This is a genomic window from Nocardioides palaemonis (genome assembly GCF_018275325.1).
Taxonomy (GTDB): Bacteria; Actinomycetota; Actinomycetes; order Propionibacteriales; family Nocardioidaceae; genus Nocardioides; species Nocardioides palaemonis.
Map to the genome: position 1 here is coordinate 968,755 of NZ_JAGVQR010000001.1, position 18,900 is coordinate 987,654.

Annotated in this window: 20 protein-coding genes; 9 read left to right on the top strand and 11 right to left on the bottom strand. The window is 70.8% G+C overall.

The genetic code is table 11. The features are described from left to right. Positions 1-122 precede the first annotated feature (122 nt). The 4 genes from KDN32_RS04635 to KDN32_RS04650 all read left to right on the top strand — a co-directional run bounded on the left by KDN32_RS04635 (position 123) and on the right by KDN32_RS04650 (position 3,068). Complete coding sequence (locus tag KDN32_RS04635; protein ID WP_211730914.1) at positions 123-926, top strand: zinc-binding dehydrogenase; 804 nt, start codon at positions 123-125, stop codon at positions 924-926. Position 927: 1 nt separating this feature from the next. Next, a complete protein-coding gene (locus KDN32_RS04640; protein ID WP_211730915.1) occupies positions 928-1,497 on the top strand; it encodes a type 1 glutamine amidotransferase domain-containing protein in 570 nt (189 codons plus the stop codon). Next, positions 1,494-1,796, top strand: a complete 303-nt coding sequence (locus KDN32_RS04645) for a putative quinol monooxygenase (protein ID WP_075818624.1) — start codon at positions 1,494-1,496, stop codon at positions 1,794-1,796. Before KDN32_RS04640 ends, KDN32_RS04645 begins: the two co-directional genes overlap by 4 nt. Positions 1,797-1,937: 141 nt before the next feature. Beyond that, positions 1,938-3,068 carry an NAD(P)/FAD-dependent oxidoreductase gene (locus KDN32_RS04650; protein WP_211730916.1) on the top strand — a complete coding sequence of 377 codons (1,131 nt, stop codon included), beginning with the start codon at positions 1,938-1,940 and terminating at the stop codon, positions 3,066-3,068. 374 nt (positions 3,069-3,442) lie between these two features. On the opposite strand, the gene KDN32_RS23205 is transcribed toward KDN32_RS04650, so the two are convergent. From KDN32_RS23205 to KDN32_RS23495, 3 genes are all read right to left on the bottom strand, one after another. Beyond that, entirely contained in the window at positions 3,443-3,610 is a 168-nt protein-coding gene (locus KDN32_RS23205; RefSeq protein WP_211730917.1) for a helix-turn-helix transcriptional regulator, read from the bottom strand. Positions 3,611-4,025: 415 nt separating this feature from the next. Then, positions 4,026-4,268, bottom strand: a complete 243-nt coding sequence (locus KDN32_RS04660) for a hypothetical protein (protein WP_211730918.1) — start codon at positions 4,266-4,268, stop codon at positions 4,026-4,028. Next, a complete protein-coding gene (locus KDN32_RS23495; protein ID WP_372446467.1) occupies positions 4,265-4,426 on the bottom strand; it encodes a ribbon-helix-helix protein, CopG family in 162 nt (53 codons plus the stop codon). The genes KDN32_RS04660 and KDN32_RS23495 overlap by 4 nt, the downstream gene beginning before the upstream one ends. A gap of 165 nt (positions 4,427-4,591) precedes the next feature. Between KDN32_RS23495 and KDN32_RS04670 the strand changes: the two genes are divergently transcribed. After that, positions 4,592-5,518: a hypothetical protein gene (locus KDN32_RS04670; RefSeq protein ID WP_211730920.1), complete on the top strand. Its 927-nt coding sequence runs from the start codon at positions 4,592-4,594 to the stop codon at positions 5,516-5,518. A 558-nt stretch (positions 5,519-6,076) separates the two neighbouring features. On the opposite strand, the gene mobF is transcribed toward KDN32_RS04670, so the two are convergent. Beyond that, positions 6,077-12,019: a MobF family relaxase gene (gene mobF, locus KDN32_RS04675; RefSeq protein WP_211730921.1), complete on the bottom strand. Its 5,943-nt coding sequence runs from the start codon at positions 12,017-12,019 to the stop codon at positions 6,077-6,079. A 300-nt stretch (positions 12,020-12,319) separates the two neighbouring features. On the opposite strand from mobF, the gene KDN32_RS04680 reads away from it, so the two are divergent. Next, a complete protein-coding gene (locus tag KDN32_RS04680; protein WP_249216356.1) occupies positions 12,320-12,712 on the top strand; it encodes a hypothetical protein in 393 nt (130 codons plus the stop codon). Next, complete coding sequence (locus tag KDN32_RS04685) at positions 12,678-13,217, top strand: hypothetical protein (RefSeq protein ID WP_307853711.1); 540 nt, start codon at positions 12,678-12,680, stop codon at positions 13,215-13,217. The genes KDN32_RS04680 and KDN32_RS04685 overlap by 35 nt, the downstream gene beginning before the upstream one ends. A 61-nt stretch (positions 13,218-13,278) precedes the next feature. Here the strand turns inward: KDN32_RS04685 and KDN32_RS04690 are convergent, their stop codons facing one another. The 7 genes from KDN32_RS04690 to KDN32_RS04720 all read right to left on the bottom strand — a co-directional run bounded on the left by KDN32_RS04690 (position 13,279) and on the right by KDN32_RS04720 (position 17,505). Then, the gene (locus KDN32_RS04690; RefSeq protein ID WP_211730923.1) at positions 13,279-13,650 is read right to left on the bottom strand and encodes a hypothetical protein; all 372 of its coding nucleotides are present in this window, start codon (positions 13,648-13,650) and stop codon (positions 13,279-13,281) included. Then, complete coding sequence (locus KDN32_RS04695) at positions 13,647-13,898, bottom strand: hypothetical protein (RefSeq protein ID WP_211730924.1); 252 nt, start codon at positions 13,896-13,898, stop codon at positions 13,647-13,649. The genes KDN32_RS04690 and KDN32_RS04695 overlap by 4 nt, the downstream gene beginning before the upstream one ends. After that, complete coding sequence (locus tag KDN32_RS04700) at positions 13,895-14,200, bottom strand: hypothetical protein (RefSeq protein WP_211730925.1); 306 nt, start codon at positions 14,198-14,200, stop codon at positions 13,895-13,897. The genes KDN32_RS04695 and KDN32_RS04700 overlap by 4 nt, the downstream gene beginning before the upstream one ends. After that, the gene (locus KDN32_RS04705; RefSeq protein WP_211730926.1) at positions 14,200-14,436 is read right to left on the bottom strand and encodes a hypothetical protein; all 237 of its coding nucleotides are present in this window, start codon (positions 14,434-14,436) and stop codon (positions 14,200-14,202) included. The genes KDN32_RS04700 and KDN32_RS04705 overlap by 1 nt, the downstream gene beginning before the upstream one ends. Then, positions 14,433-14,720: a hypothetical protein gene (locus tag KDN32_RS04710; protein WP_211730927.1), complete on the bottom strand. Its 288-nt coding sequence runs from the start codon at positions 14,718-14,720 to the stop codon at positions 14,433-14,435. Before KDN32_RS04710 ends, KDN32_RS04705 begins: the two co-directional genes overlap by 4 nt. A 76-nt stretch (positions 14,721-14,796) precedes the next feature. Continuing rightward, positions 14,797-15,801 (bottom strand): DUF932 domain-containing protein, encoded by a 1,005-nt coding sequence (locus tag KDN32_RS04715; protein ID WP_211730928.1) that lies wholly within the window; start codon positions 15,799-15,801, stop codon positions 14,797-14,799. A gap of 117 nt (positions 15,802-15,918) precedes the next feature. After that, on the bottom strand, positions 15,919-17,505 hold the full coding sequence (locus KDN32_RS04720) for a ParB/RepB/Spo0J family partition protein (RefSeq protein WP_211730929.1): 1,587 nt from the start codon (positions 17,503-17,505) through the stop codon (positions 15,919-15,921). 311 nt (positions 17,506-17,816) lie between these two features. On the opposite strand from KDN32_RS04720, the gene KDN32_RS04725 reads away from it, so the two are divergent. Together KDN32_RS04725 and KDN32_RS04730 are read left to right on the top strand one after the other, a co-directional pair. Next, a complete protein-coding gene (locus KDN32_RS04725) occupies positions 17,817-18,272 on the top strand; it encodes a hypothetical protein (protein ID WP_211730930.1) in 456 nt (151 codons plus the stop codon). Between the two features lie 230 nt (positions 18,273-18,502). Further along, positions 18,503-18,892 carry a single-stranded DNA-binding protein gene (locus tag KDN32_RS04730; RefSeq protein WP_211730931.1) on the top strand — a complete coding sequence of 130 codons (390 nt, stop codon included), beginning with the start codon at positions 18,503-18,505 and terminating at the stop codon, positions 18,890-18,892. Positions 18,893-18,900: the final 8 nt, after the last annotated feature.

The following is an 18,900-nucleotide window of genomic DNA, read 5'->3' on the forward strand; positions in this document are numbered from 1 at the left end:
CCAAGGAATGGAGTCTCCGGACTTGCCGGGGCGGTTCAAACTGCGAGCGCGGGCTCACGAACTACTGCCTCACGACGCAACCTGACCCATCGGCCGCCGGTGCGGCCTACGGCTTCGCCGAAATGGGCCCGTACGGCGGCGGGCAGGCAGAACTGCTCCGGGTGCCCTTCGGCGACCACAACGCGCTGCGCCTGGGTGAAGACGCGCAGGACAAGGAGAACGACTACGTCATGCTCTCCGACATCTTCCCCACCGGTTACCACGCCACTGAGATGGCCGGCGTGATCCCGGGCGACAGCGTCGTGATCGCTGGAGCCGGTCCGGTGGGTCTGATGGCTGCGTTGTCCGCGACGATCAAGGGCGCCGCGAAGGTCATGGTGGTCGATCGCCACCCCGACCGGCTCGCGCTGGCCGAGCAGATCGGAGCGATCGCCATCGACGACTCCAAGGTCGACCCCGTGCAGGCTGTGCTGGACGAGACCATGGGGCTCGGAGCCGACCGTGGCTGCGAGTGCGTGGGCTACCAGGCCCACGACCCGCAGGGCAACGAAGACCCGGCTGCCACCTTGAACATGCTCATCAACTCGGTGCGTTTCACCGGCGGGATCGGCACCGTCGGCGTGTTCGTCCCCGAGGACCCGGGGGCCAAGGGCGAATTGGCCAAGCAGGGCAAGGCGGCCATCGACTTCGGCACCCACTGGTTCAAGGGACAGACCATGGGCAACGGTCAGTGCCCGGTCAAGAAGTACAACCGCCGGCTGCGAGACCTCATCGCGGCTGACAAGGCGAAGCCGTCCTGGATCGTCTCCCACGAGATCTCGCTGGACCAGGCCGCCGACGCCTACAGGAACTTCGACTCCAGGTCCGAGGGCTGGACCAAGGTCGTCATCAAGCCCGGCATGTCAAACGGAACGAAGGCAAACTGATATGGCAGCAGATCTTCAGGGCAAGAGGGTCGCGATCCTCGCCGCCGACGGCGTCGAACGCGTTGAGCTCGAGCAACCCCGCGAAGTACTGGACCGCGCGGGCGCTCAGACCGAGGTCCTCTCGATCCACGACGGCGAGATCAAGGCCCGTAAGAACGACCTGGATGAAGCGGGCACGTTCACCGTCGACGGGCTGGTCGCCGACGCCTCGGTGGGTGACTACGACGCCCTGCTGCTTCCCGGCGGCACGGTGAACCCCGACCAGCTCCGGGTCGACGAGGGCGCCGTTTCCTTCGTCCGCGACTTCGTCGAGAGCGGCAAGCCAGTGGCTGCGATCTGTCACGGGCCGTGGACGTTGATCGAGGCCGGCGTGGCCACCGGTCGCACCCTGACGTCCTTCCCGAGCATCCGCACGGATCTGCGCAATGCCGGCGCGAACGTCGTCGACCAGGAGGTCGTGGTCGACACGAATCTCATCACCAGCCGCTCGCCGGAGGACCTGCCGGCGTTCTCCGAGGCGATCGTGTCCCAACTCGCGGGCACCACGACAAAGGAAGAGGAGAAGTCATGAGTGTGACCAAGGGATTGCTGGTCAGGTTTGACGCGTTGCCCGGCAAGGAGGACGACGTGAAGGAGTTCCTTGACAGCGGCCGTGCGCTTGTCGAGGACGAGCAGGCGACCACCGCGTGGTTCGCGATCCGCCTCGGGCCGACCTCGTTCGGGATCTTCGACGTGTTCCCCGATGACGCCGGACGTGACGCCCACCTGTCCGGCCCTGTTGCGGTAGCTCTCGGCGAGCAGACCGGCACGTTGTTCTCCGAACCGACGATCGAGAAGCTCGACGTGTTGGGCTCCAAACTCCCCGCCTGACACCACAGACCGGGAGTACTGGCCCAGACAGGAGGGGTCGCTGCACGCGGTGACTTCGGGCTGACACAGCCCGCTGACGTCGTGGCAGCGGCCCCTTCTCTTGCGGCCTACCGCACATCACCAACAGATCGAGGAACCGCGATGACAGGAACTGACGACGGCGTTGCCACGACGCGTTCACCCGAGGTAGCAGTGATCGGGGGCGGGATCGTCGGTCTGTCGACAGCGTACGCGCTGCGGGAGCAGGGCGTGCCGGTGCGCTTGTACGAGGCCGGTCTGCCCGGAGCGGGTCAGTCCGCAGGCGAGTCGCGGATCTTCCGGCATGCCCACGACGACCCGCGACTCGTCGCTTTCGCGCGCGAAAGCCGCGGCGTATGGGATGAGTGGGCCGAACACTTCGACGTCGAGCTGGTCTCATCAGACGGTGTCGTGGCGATCGGAGACAGCGCCCTGGCGCGGCTGCGGGTGCTCGACCAGGTCGGCGGCGTGAAAGCGTACGAGATCGATGCAGCCGAGCTCGCCCAGCGGATTCCGCTGCTCGCTGGGTACTCGGGGCCAGCGGTGCTCGACGAGTCGGGCGGCGCGATCCGCACCCGCACCGCGATCACGGCACTCGCGGGTGCCCTCGCAGATGCCGTCACCACCGCAGAGGTCATCTCCATCGATCCCCGCGCCGATGGGACGGTCGAGGTGCGCAGCGTCACCGACCGGGCTGTCTACTCCAAAGTGGTCGTGTGCGCCGGCCGCGAAACCGCCCGCCTGGCCCGCAGCGTCGGCCTGTCGCTGCCGGTTCGCCTTGCCGCACACGTCCGGCTGACCTTCGACGTGAAAGCCGCCGCCCCGGCACGAGTCGCGTGCCTACAGGACAGCAGCGGCGTCTTCGGCGAATTCGGCGTGTACGCGACGCCGCTACCGGGCAACAGCAGTTACTCGGTCGGACTCAGCGAGACCGTCGGCGTCCGCGACGACGGAACGTTCATCGACCCGGCGGCGATTCGATCGCTGGACGAACGCGCGCGCGAATACGTGACACGGGCGCTGCCCGGTCTCCACCCAGAGCCGCGCGACTTCCTTCATTGCTGGGTGACCGACCTCCCATGGAGCGAGGACGGCGTGGCCGTGTGGGAGGCAGGCTCTGTCCTGTTCGTGGCCGGTCACAATCTGTTCAAGCAGGCACCTGCGCTGGGTCGCGCTCTCGCCCGAGCCGCGACAGGTGAAGGTCTCGCCGCCGAGCTCGAGCAGGGGGCGCGCCTGGGTGAGCCACAGCAATAGGCTCCCGATCCATTCGACGTAGCATCCACGGGTCCTTCTGTGCGCGGCAGCCGACTGGCAAGGGCAAGCGTAGGTTGAGGTATGGATCAACAAGACCTTCCCTGTTCACCCAGTGCACACCCCGCCCGCTCATCGGCATGAGCGTGCACAAGGGAAGCGGCCGCGGGGAGTGCCGGCGCCTGTACCTCTCGCCGTGCCCGGGATGCGACGAGGGCTCCGGCGACGCCGAAGCCCTCGTACTCGAATCTGTTGAGCTCGAGTTCTACGTGCACAAGTGACTACAGGTCGTAGTGGTGATCGACGCACCCATGCTGAACTGCTCAAACGCGAGTTCGGCTGGCGTTGGGGCGTCCGTGAGGCCGCACGTTCCGAGTTCAGCTCGGGACCAGGGCGGTGACCTTGGCCAGGTCGTCGGCGTGCAGGTCGCGCTCGACCTCGAGGTCGTAGTCGGTCTGGATGTTGATCCAGAAGCGGTCGTCGACGCCGAGGGCCTTGGACAGGCGCAGGGCGGTGTCGGTGGTGATGGCGCGCTTGCCGTGCACGATCTGGCTGATTCGGGTCTGGGGGGAGACCGGTGGCCTGGGCGAGGCGGTACTGGCTGATGCCCAGCCTCGCGAGCCGCGAGGTCCCGGGCCTGTGCACGCATCCCCGATCCTCCTGACAGTGGTCGTCGGGGGACAGGTGTGCAGACAGCGTTCGGCCAACACCAGGGACCGTCGTCCAAGACGCTGATGTCGCTGGACGAGGACGGTGACGAGGAGCCAGGCGCGGCAGACACGCTCCCGGAGCCCGGAGCTGGCTGAAGGTTGCCCAGGCACTCCAACGGCCCCGCTCACGGCCAAACACTCACGCGTTGGGCATCCCGGAAGCCGATCCCGCACCGGGTCGCTCCGCGAGCCCATCCCGCACCGGGTCGCTCCGCGAGCCCATCCCGCACCGGGTCGTGAGCCGCCCAGTTCAGGGGAGGAGATCCCAGTACTGCTTACGGTCCGGCATGGCGTGGATGACCATCTCGTCGCCGCTCTCAAAGATCAGGACGACGGTCTCGAGTAGGCGGGCCTGGGTGTCGAAGCCGAGCCGTAGTTCGCGGTGCGGCCAGTCCTCATCATCAATCGGCTCGAGCCAGAGCGGCCAGTCGGCTGCCTGAACTGCGTCCTCTGGGAGCACCCCGTGTCTGAGCGCGCTGTCGTGGACCTTCACGCCGCAGAGCTGGCCAGCGCCCTGCGGATTGCTTCGGATCTCGAGATGTGCTCTCGCTCGGCGATCGCGTCGACCGCAGCGAGCTCCTCCGCTGTGAGGCGTACTGCAACGACCTGCATCGGCTCGGCACCAGGGGCTGATGCACGAGTAGGTGACATCTGATCTGTGGTGCCGAGGGGTGCCGAGGGGTGTGCACGCGCGTGATCCTGAGAGACCTCACTCGAACCCTCGACCGCGCCGCCCCTGCCGCCCACCGGCAGTCAACACGACTGCGAAGATGCGCTGCACCTGAGTCACAGCCCCGAACACGGACAGGACCGACCATGAGCACCTCCGACGCCTGCAAGAGCGCCCGCCACGACGACGGCCAGTTCGGCACCCAGCCTCGCGCCGAGGTCCCTGACATCGACCTCCCGCTGCAGGCCACAGCGCCCGCACCGACGCCAGCGACGAGCTACCTCCCCGTCGACGCCGGGACGAAGGAACGGCTGTCGAGGACAGCCACCCTCTTCGGTGCACACGCCAAGGACAACTGGGACCGCAAGCGCGACACCGAGGACGCCGGCACCCTCCTACTCGCCATGCCGCACCTGATGACCTCCTACGAGACGGTGCTCGCCACGGCGCTCAGCGAGGGCAAGACCGCCAAGGACGTCGTCGTCCGTCAAGTCCGACAGGTCGTGGACCGTGCCGCCCGCGAGCTCGTCGGCCGGGTCTGGGAGAAGCGCCGCTTCCGCACCAAGGGCGGACCGCTGCTCGCCGGCAAGTACGGGTACGGTGCCGCCTGGTCGCCGGACGCGCTCAACAGGCTCCTCGACGCGGACGGTGCGCGGCGCGATGACAAGCACTGGAGCGGACGCCTCACCCTCGAACACGTCGTCCCCGCCTCCACCATCGCCGTCATCGTCTCCGAGATGGGGAAGAAGGGCGCCTCGGCAGACGATGTCGCCCGGATGCTGCGCGAGAACGTCACACAGGTCGTCGTCGTTATGAACAAGTACAAGACGAGCGGACACCGGGACCAGCCGTCGCCGAGGCTGATGGACGCCGACTCCCGCGACCGGCTCGTGGCCCACTACACCGGCGGGGACCGGGTCACCGACCCCGACGAGATGTTCACGATCCGGTGGTCGCGCTACCTCGACGTCACCAGGCGCGACGGCGACGGCACCCGCACGGTGGACTGGGAGCTCGCCGACCTCCAGACCGTCAACGACGCCATCGTCGAGCGCATGGACGCGCAGAGCTGAGGGCCGGGTCCCGCCTCCACCTAGCCTTAATGGGGGCCAGCAGAGGCGGGAACATCTACTTGATCGGCTGCTTTGCAGCGACGCAGCGGAACGACGAAAAAGGTTGAAATGTTGTCGGAGGCACCCGGAGCGTGGCCGGGCACCCCCGCACACCGGTGGGGCATGAAGCGCCCCCAGGAGTCCTCAACGCGGCCCGCGGCCCTCGGCCTTGGCGATCAACTCGGCGGCGGAGAGGAAGCGGACCAGAACGGCGCCGGCGGGAGCCTCGTGGATGATGTACCTCCGTTCTCGAGGCGATCGAGAACCAGTGGGCTGCGTGCGCTGCCGCGGGCCCGAAGCCGACGAAGTTGGCTACCGGCGCTCTGCCGATCTCGAGCTCCTACCGGCCGTGAGGCCGTCTGGAGCGACCCGGAACCGCAGTCGCAAGCCCAGTCGATCGCCGATCAGCTGCGCTCGGTTGTCGAGCGCGCGTGCGGTCGTTGGGTCCATGGTGACCATGGTCGCTGGCCGGTCCGCTCTGCACCAGCCTCGCGCGTCCGGCCCGGAGCAGGTCGGTGGTCAGCGGCGCGGAGCGCCCGGGCGCGGCGGCCGCGGACGGTTGACGTCCTGCCGGTCTCGGGCCGCACCCTGCGACGTGGTCGACGCCGGGCTGCCGGCGCCGGTGTCGGCGATCGGGAGCTCGAGACGGGACATGACCCGGTAGCGCAGGTCACGGGCGGGGCTGTCGCCCAGCGGCTTCTCGGCGACCAGGCCGCGCGTGGCGGCGCCGACGTCGTGACCCTGCTCGTGGGCCTGCTCCAGCATCGCCGCGGTGGCGGCCCAGTCGCCCTGCTCGAGCAGGCGCGGGTCGAGCTCGCGAGCCAGCGGCGCCCAGCGCTCGGCCGGGGTCTGCTCGGCCGCGGCCGCAAGCCGAGCGCGGACCTCGCTGCTCTTGTGCAGCTCGGTCAGCGCCGCCTTCCGCGGGTCGGCATCCCAGCTCTTGACCGCGTCGCGCAGGTCCTGGCGGGCCTGCATCTGGGAGAGCCGCAGCCGAGCCCGCACCTGGTTCACGCCCGGCTCCCAGGCACGGCTGGGACGCGCCGACAGGATCCTCATGGCCGCCACCCGCGCCTGTTCGGGGGCGAGGTTGTCGAGCCGCTCGGTGAGCAGCTGGTCACCCAGCGACCGGAAGGCCGGCTGACCGCTGGCCACCGCGGCGGTGAGCGCGGCAGGGCCGCGCTGGGCGAGCAGGTCGGCCGGGTCGAGGCCGTCAGGGAACCGGGCGAAACCGGGGTCGAGGCCATGCGGGGTGAGCATCCAGAAGTCCCGCTCGGCCGCGACCTGGCCAGCGAGATCGGCATCGGTGGCCACGATCGGGTCGCGCCCGACCGCAGCCAGCTGGGCGGCCTGCTCGTCGGTCAACGACGTGCCCAGCGGCGCCACGCCGACGTAGAGACCGGCACTGGCGATGGTGACGGCGACGGCGTCCATCGGCCCCTCGACGATCACCGGGACGGCGCCCTCGGCGAGCAGCTCGTCGACGACGCCGAACAGCTGAGCGCCCTTGTGGAACAGCGGGGTGTCGGCGGTGTTGAGGTACTTCGGCCCGTCCTTGTCAGCATCGGTGAGGTCGGGGCGCCGGCGGCCGACGAAGCCCAGCACCTCGCCCTGGTGGATCACAGGGAACATCACCCGGTCGCGGAACCGGTCGATGAGGCGGCCGGTGCTGGCCTCGGTCGCCACCCCGGTGGCCACCATCTCGGTGTCGCTGACACCGCGGCCGCGCAGGTGGTCGACCAGGTTGGTCCACCCCGCCGGCGCCTGCCCGGGCCGGAACCGCTCGTCGCCGGCGAGGTCGACACCGAACCGGCCGGTGAGGTAGTCGCGACCCCACGAGTCGACGAAACGGGTCTCGAAGAACGCCTGTGCCATGTCGTTGATCTCGACCATGCGCTCACGCGAGACGGGGGAGGAGTTCCACTCCTCGGCCCGCTGGTACATCAGCCGGAGGTCGGCGTCGATGGGCTCCAGCCGGGTGCCGCCCAGGTCGCGGAGGTAGGCCGACAGGGTGAGGTCGGGCTCGACGTACTGGTCCTCATCGACCGGATCGCTCGCGTCGACCGGGCCGCCGGCGACGACGTCGACCAGGTGCTCGTCGGCCTCGTCGACCAGGTGCTCGTTGTACGGGCCGGGCTCCTCGGCGAGCGGCCAGTCGGCCCAGTCGTGATCGGTCGCGTGGTCGACGACCGTGGCCGGATCCGGCTCCACTCCCTCCCACAGGTCGGCCGGCGGCTCGTCGAAGGGGACCTCGTGCCCGTGCTCGTCGGGAGCGGTCTCCAGCGCGATCGAGGTCCGCCAGACCAGCGCCTGGCACTCGTCGACGCCGTCCCAGCCGTCGCTCGGCATCGCCCGCCCGGCACCCAGCAGCGCGTCGACCTGCCAGCCGCGCTGAACGCCGTGGTCGACGTTCGAGACGAGCGCGGGCCACCAGGTGCTGGCCTGGATGCTCGCGGCCCGCTCGGGACCGAACAGCTCCACCAGTCGGGGAGTCCACTCGGTGGTGACGCTCTCGCCGTGGGAACCGTCGCCGATCTGAGCGGCAACGGCCGGGGTCAGCTGACGGGCCATGCGCCACCACACGGCCGCCGCGGCGTGCTCATCGGGCAGCGGACCGGCCGGGTGGTCGGGGGCAGTGGCGGTGCGCAGCAGCTCGTGCGCGGTAACGCCGGCGCGAGACATCGCGGCCAGGCGCTCGGCCAGCAGCGGGGTGAACGCGTCGTCTCGGACCTGCGGGGCCAGCGAGTAGAGCAGCTGGCGCCATTCCTTGAGCGCCGGCGTGTGGTCTCCGGTGACGGCACGGTTGAGTCGTCGCTGCCAGGTCGCGGAGGCCTTCTGCAGCTGCGGCGCCCCGGTCGGTCGCCGGTCGTCGACCGGGACCTGCATCGCGGCCCGCCAGACCTCGACGTCGGCCACCGTGGCGGCCTCGGGCCGCAGACCGTTCTGCGCCCACTCCGGCAGCGAGGACTGCTCGGCGGCACGGGTGTGGACCTGCTCGGCGAGCTGGGTGACCAGGTGAGCACGCTGCGTGAGGTAGGCACCCCAGTGCGGGTCCTCGGCCAGGCGGGCCGGGACCGCGGGCATCCAGGGCAGCGGGCCGGCGCCGGCGTTGCGCAGGCCCGAGGCGTCCAGACGCCAGTCCAGGACCGCGGCGCGGTCGTGCGCGCTCTCCAGCTCCCGGTCGCCGGCCGCGGCCCGGAGCGCGTCGACCGGGTTCTCCCCGGCGGCACCGAGCAGCAGCAGGTGGGCGCGCAGGGTCGGCCACGCCGCCTCCTCCGAGAGCCCCGGGACGAGCGTCTCGACCGCGTTGTCCAGGGCGTCGACCACGCTGACCGGGGTGCCGTCGGCGCCGGCGATCGTGTCGTGGCGCAGCAGGTCCTCGGCGGCGACGTAGAGGCTGTCGATGTAGCGCTGCGAGGCCTCGCCGAGCCGAGTGGCCGGGTCGGCCTGCTCGCGGATCAGGCTGGTCGCGGACCGCTGGGCGTCGTCGCGGGCCAGCATCGACTCGACGATGTCGGTCGGCGTGAGCGGCCGCACCAGCGTCGGGTGGATCACCGAGTGCGGGTCGCCGTCCCCGACGACCTCGAGGTAGACGTGGTTCGCGTGCGCGCCGCGAGTCATCATCGTGTAGAGCTGCTGACGCGACTCGCTGCCGGTGGCCAGGCCGTGCATCGTGTCGGCGGTGACGCCCTGAGCGGTGTGAACGGTGCACGCGTAGCCGAGCTCGGTGGACCGTGCGACGTAGTCGGCGGGCAGCCGCACGGTGCGGCCGTGCTGGGTGTGCTGGACGGTCAGGTCGCCACCCTCGTGGATCTCCAGCACGTGCCAGCGGTCGCCGTTCTTCACCCAGTCTGTGGCCGAAGTACGCAGGCGACGGTCGTTCTCGCGGGTGATGATCAGCTCGCCGATCGAGGCCTCGTTCCCGTCGGCGAGCCGGCGGACCGGGCCGCTCGCAGCGACGTCGGCCGGGTCGATTCCCTCGAGCCGGTGGGCGCGTGCCTGCTGGTTCAGCTCGCTGACCAGGTCGCGAGTCGGACCGAGCATGATCGAGTCAAGCCCGGTCGCGCGGTCGGCCTGCCAAGCGGCGAAGACCTCCTCGGTCATCGACGCCAGGTCGCCGACGTGGACCCGGTCGCGGTCGAGGTAGAAGCCGAGAGCCTCGGCCTTGCCCTCACGCAGCGCGAGCGAGGCGGCACCCTCGGCGGGGTCCTTGAACCGGACGAGCTCGGTCAGCTGCAGCGCCCCGTGGGTGGCGCGGATGTCGCGCAGCACGCCGCCGGCGCCGATCGCGGAGAGCTGCTGGTCGTCGCCGATCAGGCGGACGCTGCCGCCACGCTCGAGGATGTAGGAGACCGCCGCGTCCAAGGAGAGGGTGTCGGCCATCCCAGCCTCGTCGATGACCACCAGCGTGGAGGAGTCGATGCCGGCAACCCAGGCCGGCATCGCGGCGCCGGACTCGCGGGCCGCCTGCAGCGAGTGGGTCAGCTTGGCCAGGGTGTCGGTCTGGGTGTCGATCTGCGAGCGCAGGGCATCCGCGGCCGCCGCCGAGGGCGCCAGCCCGATGATCGTGCCGCCGCCGTCAGCCCACGCGCTGGCCAGCGCCCGCATCGCGGTGGTCTTGCCCGATCCGGCGGGCGCGATCGCCAGCTGCAGCCGTGCCCCGGAGGTGGCCATCTCTCGCACCAGCGTGGCCTGACCGGCGTTGAGGGTGATGCCGTTGGCGGTCGACTCGAGCAGCGCCAGGTCGACCGAGTCGGTCGAGACGGCGTACCCGTCGTGGCGGCCGGCGGCCGCGACCAGGCGCTCCTCGGCGCCCAGCACTTTGCCCGAGGTGAACAGCTCGGCGCCGCTCTGGGTGTAGACCGAGGCCCCGTCCGCGCGGCGCAGCTCCGCCGGTTCGCTGATGGTGTCCCAGGGGCGGGCCATGCTCACCGAGCGTCCGTCGAGGACCTCACTGACCAGCAGGTCGACCACCTGGGAGACCTGGTTGGTGGGCACGTTGGCGCCCCTGACCTGCCGCTGTGCCTCGGCGTAGACGTGCCAGAACTGCCAGGTGCTCCGGGCTCCTTCCATCGTCGACACGATCCGGTCGGTGGTCTTGGCGAACCAGGCCGAGTCGGCCAGCGACCGCGCTGCGCCCTTCGGGTTCAGCGCGCCGTGGACCATCTGCTTGACCCGCTGCGGCGTGCCCAGCACCTCGACGGCCTCGCGGTTCCAGGTCTCGCGCTGCTCGGCCAGCGAGCGCGGCTCGTGCTTGGCCTCGCGGGTCTCCAGCGTCGCCTGCTGGGACAGCTGGATGGTCTCCACCGGCGTCGGCGGCCGCCCGTGGGTGGCCTGGAACGCGGCCGCGAGGACCTTGCGGCGGTCCTCCAGGTTGGCACGGCGCTTGGAGAACCGGCGGTTCAGGTCGGGGTCGACGCCGACGATCTCGCGAACCGGCCGCTTGCGGGCGTCCTCGTTCGGGCGCTCCTCGAAACGCACGCCGAGGGCGTCGACCAGGTGCCGCTCGAGCGCGGTGTTGTAGGTCTCCGAGGCCGAGACGACCGCCTTGTGCAGCGGCCGGCCGTCAATGGCCAGCCACTTGCCGTCGAGGGTCTGGACCTTATTCGCCACCGCGACGTGCGTATGCAGGTCAGGGTCGCCGGCGCGGGAGTCGCGGTGGGTGAACGCGGTGGCGACCAGGCCGCGGACGTCGACCTGGCGGACGCCGTTGGTGCCGCGGCGGGTGAACAGCGCCTTGGACTCGATGAAGTCCAGCGCGTCCTTGATCGCCGCCTGGTGAGCCCGCTCGATCACCGCGGCGGTCTTCGGGTCGGCGATCGCCCACAGCACCGAGACGCTCTTGACCGGCGAGAAGGTCAGGTCGTAGCCGGCCACCGCGTTGGTCTTGGGGCGGGAGTGCTTGGCGATCGCGGCGGCAAGCTCGCGGGCGTCGGCGGGCTCGCGGCCGTGCTCGGCACGGAAGAACTCGGTCCCGACCTCGGTGCGAACCTTGGCCCGATCGGCCGCGGGGACCGGCCAGTCACCCGGCAGGCCGGCGGCCTCGTTGAGGGCCGCGATGCGCTTGGCGACCTCGATCCGGAACGGGCTGATGTCGTTCTCGTAGACCTTGTACGGCGTGCCGAGCTGCCGGGCCGTCTTGTAGTCCGCCTCGGTCGGCCGGGCGACGCCGCCACCTTCGATGGGGCGGCCGATGCGCAGGTCCAGATCCTTGGTCCGCTGGGTGGCCAGCGGGTGGTGACCGGAGCCAAACAGGCTCTGCATGTGGTCGGCGGTGACGATGTCGCCAGCGTCGAGGCCCTCCAGGCCCTCCATGCCGGAGCCGACCCACACGCCGGGGGTCTCGCCCTTCTCGGTGTAGTAGCTCGCCAACCCGGTGTGGCCCTTGTCGGTGGCATCCAGAGCTGCGACCTGGCGGGTCAGGTAGTCGTACCCCGACCCCGCCGTCAGCTTGTGGAGGCTCATCGTCACGGTCCCCTACGTGCGCGCGGGCGCGCGGTGCGATCACTTTCGGCCGGATTTCTGATGTGTTCCTTCTATTCGGCAGACCGAGAATGCAAGAGGTGTGTGGCACTTGGTCGGTCGCGGAAATCTGGGGGGACGCTGAGGGGCGTGGGTGACGGCTGGGGCGTCGGGTTCGGATCGGGCTGGCTGGATGGGGCGAGGGGAGCGGGTTTGAAGGTTTCTGGGGTTCGGTGATCGCTCGGGGACGGCGAAATGTCGTAGGTGACTGTCAGAGTCCATGTCGACACGAGTGAGGACCGGATGAGTCAGCAGACGATCAAGCAGCAGGCGCGGCGTACGGCGCGGGAGATGGCCGAGAAGCGGCGGCGCGAGCGCGAGGAGCGGGAGCGCCGGGTGATCGACCTGGCCGAGCGGGTCATGGTCGCAATCGGTGAGCGTGACGCTGCGGTGGCTGAGACCGAGAAGCGCGCGGGTGAGGCGCTGCGGGAGTTGACGGAGCGCGAGGGCCTGTCTCTGAGTGAGGCCGTCGAGTGGTGCGGCGAGACCGTGAGTGTCCGGGAGGCCACGCGGCTGCGGCGGCTGGCCAGTGAGCCCCAGGCCAAGGACGGCGGCGGCGAGCAGGGCGGCGACGGCGCGGCCGCGCTGGCGGCTGCGGGGAGTGGGGGAGCGGGTGCCGGTTCGGCGGCTGGATGACGCCGGCCTCGCGGCGGTCGCGGCAGCGATCGCCGATCCGGCGGTGCTCACGCGGTACCGGGCGAAGGTCGCCACGGTGCCGGGCAGTGAGTGCCTGTGGTGGACCGGCGCGGTGGCCGGTCGGTCCGAGCGGGAGCGCACGGACGGCGGCGGTCATGGCCGGTTCTGGTACGCGCCGGGGCGGGTGATCATCGCGCACCGGTTCGCGTACGCGGTCATGTACGGCGTTGACGCGCTCGCGGAGGCGCGGCTGCTCGGGCATCGCTGTCACAACCCGCTGTGCCAGCGGATCGCACCCGATCACGTCGTGGTGTCGAGCGCGGCGCAGAACCGGCGTGAGTGGTCGGTGCAGCGGCGGCTGCCCTACAGCCCGTTGGCGGACCCGCGCGGGCCGCGTCGGCGGGCGCGGGAACTGCGCGACCTGGCGCGTGAGGACCCGCAGCTCGTAGCCGACGACCTCGCGCGGCTCCAGGAGCTGCTGGGGGAGCAACTGACCCTGTGGTGATCAGCCGGACGCAGAAGGCCGCCCGCACCGTCGATGGTGCGGGCGGCCTTGCGGTTGTTGGTCAGGCTGGCTCGCCGTCGAGGAGTCGGCCGAGCGTCTCCCACAGGTCGAGGTAGCCGTCCGCGTCCTCGGGTGCCTGGTCGCCCCACTTGGCGTGCAGGTCGCGGATGCGGTCGAGTCGGTCGAGGCGGTCGGGCAGCGCGGTGCGGGCAGCGGCTATGAACTCCACGTCGGGCGCGTGCTCGGGAACGTCGCCCCCGCGCGGGTACTTCTTGATCCCGAGCCGCTGCCAGTGAGCACCGGCGTAGGCGACGAGGATGTTGTCCGGGATCAGGGCGTCGGCGGCGGTGGCGCGGATCTTGTCGCCGTGCGGAGTCCACGGGCCTGGGGTGGCGCGGGCCTCAAGGGCGCGGAGCGTGGCGTCGTCGCTCATGCTGGCTGGTCCTCTCGGTCGGTCGCGGCGGCGCGGTCGAGCCTTGTGGACGCGGCCGCGACGACGACGCTGATGCGGGCGGCCAGCGCTCGCAACTCGGCAGGCGTGCCCTGGATCGCCACCACGTCGTCACCGGCGAGGGTCAGGACCGGTTGGCGGTGCTCACCGGCTCCCACCCAGTCCTCGCCGGGAGTGAAGACCTGGAGGCTGGTCTCGCGGGCGGCCAGCCACTCGATGTGCGCGCTCACGGGGTCACCTCGGCGGGTGCGGTGCCGATGAGGCGGCGGAACGCCTGCACGTCGGCCTCGAGGGAGAACAGGCGGCGGCGGTGCTGGTCGTTCTCGGCCGAGACATCGGTCAGGACTTCGGCGAGGCCGTGGAGGAACGCCACGACGGCCTCGGCGGTGACCGTCTCGCCCATCGCGGTCCACGGCTTCGGGACGCGGCTGCTGGCGGCGTACGGCATCTTCATCATGGCGGCGAGGATGCGGCGCTGGTCGCGCTCGCTGATCACGGTGCCGGTCGGGTCCGGCTGGGTCTGCTCGGTCATCATTCCTCCTGTTCGGTGGTGCGGGTGGCGTACTCGGCGTGCAGGGCGTCCAGCGCCGTGGCGACGCTGGACAGGGCCGCGTCCAGGTGGGCGCGGGCGGTCTCGGGGGTCCAGCGGCGCACGTCGCGCAGCCGGTGCTCGATGACGATCAGGTCGCAGGCCGTCTCGCTGAGGGTGTGCCGGTCCTTGGCGGCACGGGCCGCGACGTCGGCGGGGGTGGCGGTCGGCTGGCTCATCGCAGGACGTCCTCGACCGCGCGGCGCTTGGCCTCGTCGAGCGTGGCGGTGCGCATGCCCCAGCGCTGCCCGTAGCCGCCGTCGATGTCGGCGTAGAAGCCCGGGTCGAGGTAGGTCGCGTGGTCGCCCGGGGTGATTCGGATCAGGTACGTCCGCCCGTGTGCGTGGACGCTGGCGGTGTGCGCGGTCCAGCGACCCGGCCAGCGGTCGTCGGCGTCCACGGCGTGCCACTCGACGGGCTTGGCCTGCGCCGTGGTGTCGTCGGTGGTGGTGGTGTCGGTCATGGCTCCTCCTTCGGTTGGGCCGGTGGCGGGCCGGACTCGGGGTCTCAGCCCGCCACCGGAGGAACGGGCGTGACGGTCAGGCCGGGGCGAGCGCGGTCCAGGCGCGGCGCTTGATCCGGTTTGGGTCGTCGCTGGTGAGCACCCGCGCGGCCCGGGCGGTCTGCTCGTCGCCCTTGGTGCGGACCGGGGCGTAGTGGTCGACGTACTCGGCCACGGCCTGGTAGCCGGCCCACGCGGTGTCGCGGATGCCGGCCTGCGTCTCGGCGTCGGCGAAGAGCCAGTGCAGCCGGGAGCGGCGACGGCGCTCGGTCTCGCGGACTCGCTTGGTGGCGTTGGCCTCGGCCTTGCCGAACGTGGCGTCGATCAGGGCGTCGAACGCGGCGTCGGTCATGGTCTGCTGGATCAGCCGCTCGGCCTCGACCTGGAACGCGTCGACGTAGGTGAACGTCAGCCCGAGCGCGTCGCGGGCGGCCTGAACGGCGGCCTTGGCGTTGCGGGTGTGCCGGATCGAGAACGACGACTCGTGGTTGCGCAGGGCCGCGCTCTGGGTGTTCGCGCACACGACGCGGACCGGGGTCACGAGGATGCGGAACGCGCTGGACCCGTCGTGGCTGTTGAGCGCGGCGATGTTCAGGTCGACGCGGTCGGTGCCGCCGACGGTGAGCGAGTCCGGCAGCTGCATCGTGATGAACACCTGCCGACCGCCGCGCAGCGACCCGGCGGTGTCGAAGATCGCGCCGGACTCGTCGGCCAGCAGGTTCAGGAACTCGGCGTGGTCCTCGTTCTGCAGCGGGGTGTAGCCGCCGCCGACGACGCCGAGCGCCTCGGGCTCGCCGGTGAACGGGTTGGTGCGCACCGTGGCGAAGCCGGGGACCTCGATCGCGGTGACGCCGCCCTCGCTGACCTCGGCGGTGGTGAGCGGCAACTTCCGGACGTCCCAGCCGCCCAGGTGGCCGAGCCTCATGGCCTCCTCGGCGGTGAACGCGCGGTCGCGGACGGTGGTGCCCAGGCGGTGCCAGGCGTCCTTGCGGGCGAAGACGGCTGCGGCCTGCGAGCCGTGGGTCTCGATCTCGTGTGACATGTCGGGGTCCTCCCGGTAGCGGATCAAACGAACTGAGTTCATTCTATGGTTTCTATTCCACTGAGGGCGGTTCTCCACAGGACGAACCGCCCTCAGGTGGGGGAGTGGGGAGCCCGGTCAGGCGGCGCTGTCGCTGGCCTCGGTGCCGCTGGCCTCGTCCTCCGGCTCGTCGCCGCCGGTGCTCGTCTGCGGCTCCTCGCCGAGCAGGATCCGCTCGACCGCGCTGGTCTGGTAGCCCCACTCCACGAGCGCGCCGAGCACGCGGGCATCCCACGCGGTCGGGTTGCGCCACGAGTGCTTGCCGGTCGTGGCCTCCCATGCGGCGATGACGGCGGCGAGCGTGGTCATGGTCGCGGCCTTCGGCGTGCTCGCCTTGGTGGCGATCTTGTGGCACTCGTCGTGCCCCGCGCCGTAGTAGCCGGTCGGACGGTCGACGCCCAGCAGCGTGAACAGCATCGGGTGCCGGTGGTCCATGGCCTTGCTCAGCGAGTGGTGTCCGGTGACGACGGCCTCGCAGATCAGGGCCTCGGCACCCTTCGGGGCGGTCTTGCGGGCGACGAACGTGGCCAGCCACTCGCGGCGCACCGTCTCCGCGCTCGCCCAGGCCTTGTTGTTGGCGATCACGCGGCGGCGCTCCTCGCGGCGGGCCTCGGCCTGCTCCTCGCTCTCGCCCTCGTCGCTGCTGTCGGCGCTGGTGCTGCCGGAAACGCCGCGACGGCGCAGACCGGAGGCGGCGAGGTCGGTCACGACCCACACCGGCACGTACTGCTGGTAGGGCTCGGCGGGCTCGTAGTCCTCGTCCTCCGACTCGTCGCCGTCCTCGCTCTCCTCGTCGTACTCGTCCTCGGGGTAGACCCACTCCTTGACGACGTGGACGCGAGCGCCGGGGACGTTGGGCCACTCCTCCTCGGGCAGCGGCTCGCCGTCCTCGGTGACCAGCCGCTCGATGCGCAGCACCTCGTCGGCCTCCTGGACCTCCTCGGCGCTCAGCACCGGCAGGCCCTCGGCGCGCAGCCGCTCGACCTCGGCGGCGTCGGCCTCGCGCTCTGCGGCCTCGTCGCGCAGCCGCTGGGCCTCGTGGGCGAGCGAGCGCCGCCACCGCTTGGCGTTCTCCAGGCGCTCGACGGCCTCGGGGTCGTGCTCGAACTCGGCGAAGATCGCGGCCTCCTCCAAGGTCAGGTCGCCGGAGTCGAGCCGGTTGCGGCTCTGGTCGGCCTTGGTGACCGCCAGGGCGGCGTTCACGGTCGGGCGGTCGATGCTGGTGCGCTTGGCGATCTGCGCGGCGCTCACGCCGAGCAGGGCCAGCTGCTCCACGCCTGCGACGATCTCGGCCTCGCGCATCCCGGCGCGGTGGATGTTCTCGACCATCTGGTCACCGATCCGGTCGGCGTCGGCGGGCTGGGGGACGACGCGGGCCGGGATCAGGCCGGTGGGGGTGCCGACCTCGGCGGCGGTCACGGTGCGGCGCTGGCCGCGCAGCAGGACGTACTGGCCGTCCTCGTTGCGGTAGACCGTGACGGCCTCCAGCACGCCGCGCTCCTTGATCGACTTGCGGAACTCCTTGTGGTCGGCGCGCAGGTCGGTCCGGACGTTGGTGCCGATGATGATGTCGGCGGGGTCGAGGTACAGGAACTCCTCGGCCTGGACGACCTCGGTGGCCGCGTCGGCGGCGGTGTCGGCGGGGGTCTGGATGGTGTCGGTCATGCTGCTGTCCTCCATGAGTAGAATAGAAAGAACTGACAGGACCAAGTCTCCCAACGGGGACCGACGCCTACCGGGCCACAGGGCGCACCTGTGGAAAGGTGGGCACCCGGTGAGGGTGGGGATAATCCCGGCCTCTCCGGGCGCGGACTCCGCTGCGGCGGCGCGGCGCAGCTGCACCTCGTAGCTGGCTGGAACGGAAGGAATCGAGCGAGGGTGGGAACGGCTGCGCAGGGCCCCGACCGGGAATGCAGCGGCGTTGGTGTTAGCCGCTGCAGTGCGGCGCCGGCGGCCGAGGCCAGGGGAGTGATCCGGTGACGAGCCAGACCACGATCCCGGTCGGGATCTACTGGAAGCCCGGCGTGTGGGACCTCGCCCGATCGGCATACATCGCCGACCTGGACACCGACGCCGACTCACCCGGCTCGTTCGTCGGATGGCTCGCCCAGGCGCTCGAGGTGCACGCCAAGCGCTCACCGCAGAAGCGGGCCGAGCTCGCGGCCGCCGGCGAGAACCATCCCGCCCTGGTCAGCGTGACCCGCAAGAGCTTCAACAAGAAGCACGACCTGCCGGCCTCGACCATCGAGGCGGTCGAAGACGCACTCGTGGCCGACCGCCAGGAGCTCGGCCGGATGCTCGCCCGCTCTGCGTTCGCCCAGGAGGCAGTCATCGCCGCGGCCGAGGAGGCCCGCCGGCGGCTGGGCCGAGACCTGCCCCCGCCACCGCAGAAGCTCAGCAACCGCCCGCCGCGGCGCCGCACGGCACGGTAGGCCAGCTGGGCCCGCCGGCACCGTGTTGTGTCGGTGGCTGCGTCTAGCGTCCTTCCCAGCGCCCCGACCCGGTACCCGAGAGCCGGTCGGGGCGCTTCTGTGCGCTGTGGGGATGACCGGCTGCACGCGAGCTCGAGCAACTAGTTCGGCAGATGTGATCGCTGCCGGACCCCGACGGGACCTAGGTGACTGCGGGACTCAACGTCCTCGCCGTCACCTAGGAGGAAGTCATGTCGACCACCGTCACTTTCGCCGGCAACCTGGCCGAGGCGCCAGAGCTGCTCTACACCCGCGAGAACAAGCCGTTCGTCAGCTGCCGTGTCCTGGTCAACCGCCGGACCCAGAACGACCAGGGGGAGTGGGTCAACGACGAGCCCACCGCCCACAACGTCAAGATCTTCGGCTCGGCCGCCACCCACGTGCACGACAGCTGCGGATCCGGCGACCCGATCTTCGTCCACGGCCTCGAGCGCACCGAGGCCTGGGCTGACAAGGAGACCGGCGAGAAGCGCACCAAGGACGTCGTGGTCGTCGACAACCGCTTCGGCGAGGTCGGCCTGTCGCTCAAGTACGTCTCCGCGCGCATCGAGCGCGCCCCCCGCACGGCCCAGGCCAGCTGAGGAGGTTC

Coding starts and splice junctions, on each gene's coding strand:
- KDN32_RS04645 (WP_075818624.1), top strand. CDS start 1,494: ATGAGTGTGACCAAGGGATTGCTGGTCAGGTTTGACGCGTTGCCCGGC.
- KDN32_RS04715 (WP_211730928.1), bottom strand. CDS start 15,801: ATGTCACACGAGATCGAGACCCACGGCTCGCAGGCCGCAGCCGTCTTC.
- KDN32_RS04635 (WP_211730914.1), top strand. CDS start 123: ATGGGCCCGTACGGCGGCGGGCAGGCAGAACTGCTCCGGGTGCCCTTC.
- KDN32_RS04720 (WP_211730929.1), bottom strand. CDS start 17,505: ATGACCGACACCATCCAGACCCCCGCCGACACCGCCGCCGACGCGGCC.
- KDN32_RS04710 (WP_211730927.1), bottom strand. CDS start 14,720: ATGACCGACACCACCACCACCGACGACACCACGGCGCAGGCCAAGCCC.
- KDN32_RS04680 (WP_249216356.1), top strand. CDS start 12,320: ATGAGTCAGCAGACGATCAAGCAGCAGGCGCGGCGTACGGCGCGGGAG.
- KDN32_RS23495 (WP_372446467.1), bottom strand. CDS start 4,426: ATGTCACCTACTCGTGCATCAGCCCCTGGTGCCGAGCCGATGCAGGTC.
- KDN32_RS04670 (WP_211730920.1), top strand. CDS start 4,592: ATGAGCACCTCCGACGCCTGCAAGAGCGCCCGCCACGACGACGGCCAG.
- KDN32_RS04640 (WP_211730915.1), top strand. CDS start 928: ATGGCAGCAGATCTTCAGGGCAAGAGGGTCGCGATCCTCGCCGCCGAC.
- mobF (WP_211730921.1), bottom strand. CDS start 12,019: ATGAGCCTCCACAAGCTGACGGCGGGGTCGGGGTACGACTACCTGACC.
- KDN32_RS04705 (WP_211730926.1), bottom strand. CDS start 14,436: ATGAGCCAGCCGACCGCCACCCCCGCCGACGTCGCGGCCCGTGCCGCC.
- KDN32_RS04650 (WP_211730916.1), top strand. CDS start 1,938: ATGACAGGAACTGACGACGGCGTTGCCACGACGCGTTCACCCGAGGTA.
- KDN32_RS04700 (WP_211730925.1), bottom strand. CDS start 14,200: ATGACCGAGCAGACCCAGCCGGACCCGACCGGCACCGTGATCAGCGAG.
- KDN32_RS04690 (WP_211730923.1), bottom strand. CDS start 13,650: ATGAGCGACGACGCCACGCTCCGCGCCCTTGAGGCCCGCGCCACCCCA.
- KDN32_RS04730 (WP_211730931.1), top strand. CDS start 18,503: ATGTCGACCACCGTCACTTTCGCCGGCAACCTGGCCGAGGCGCCAGAG.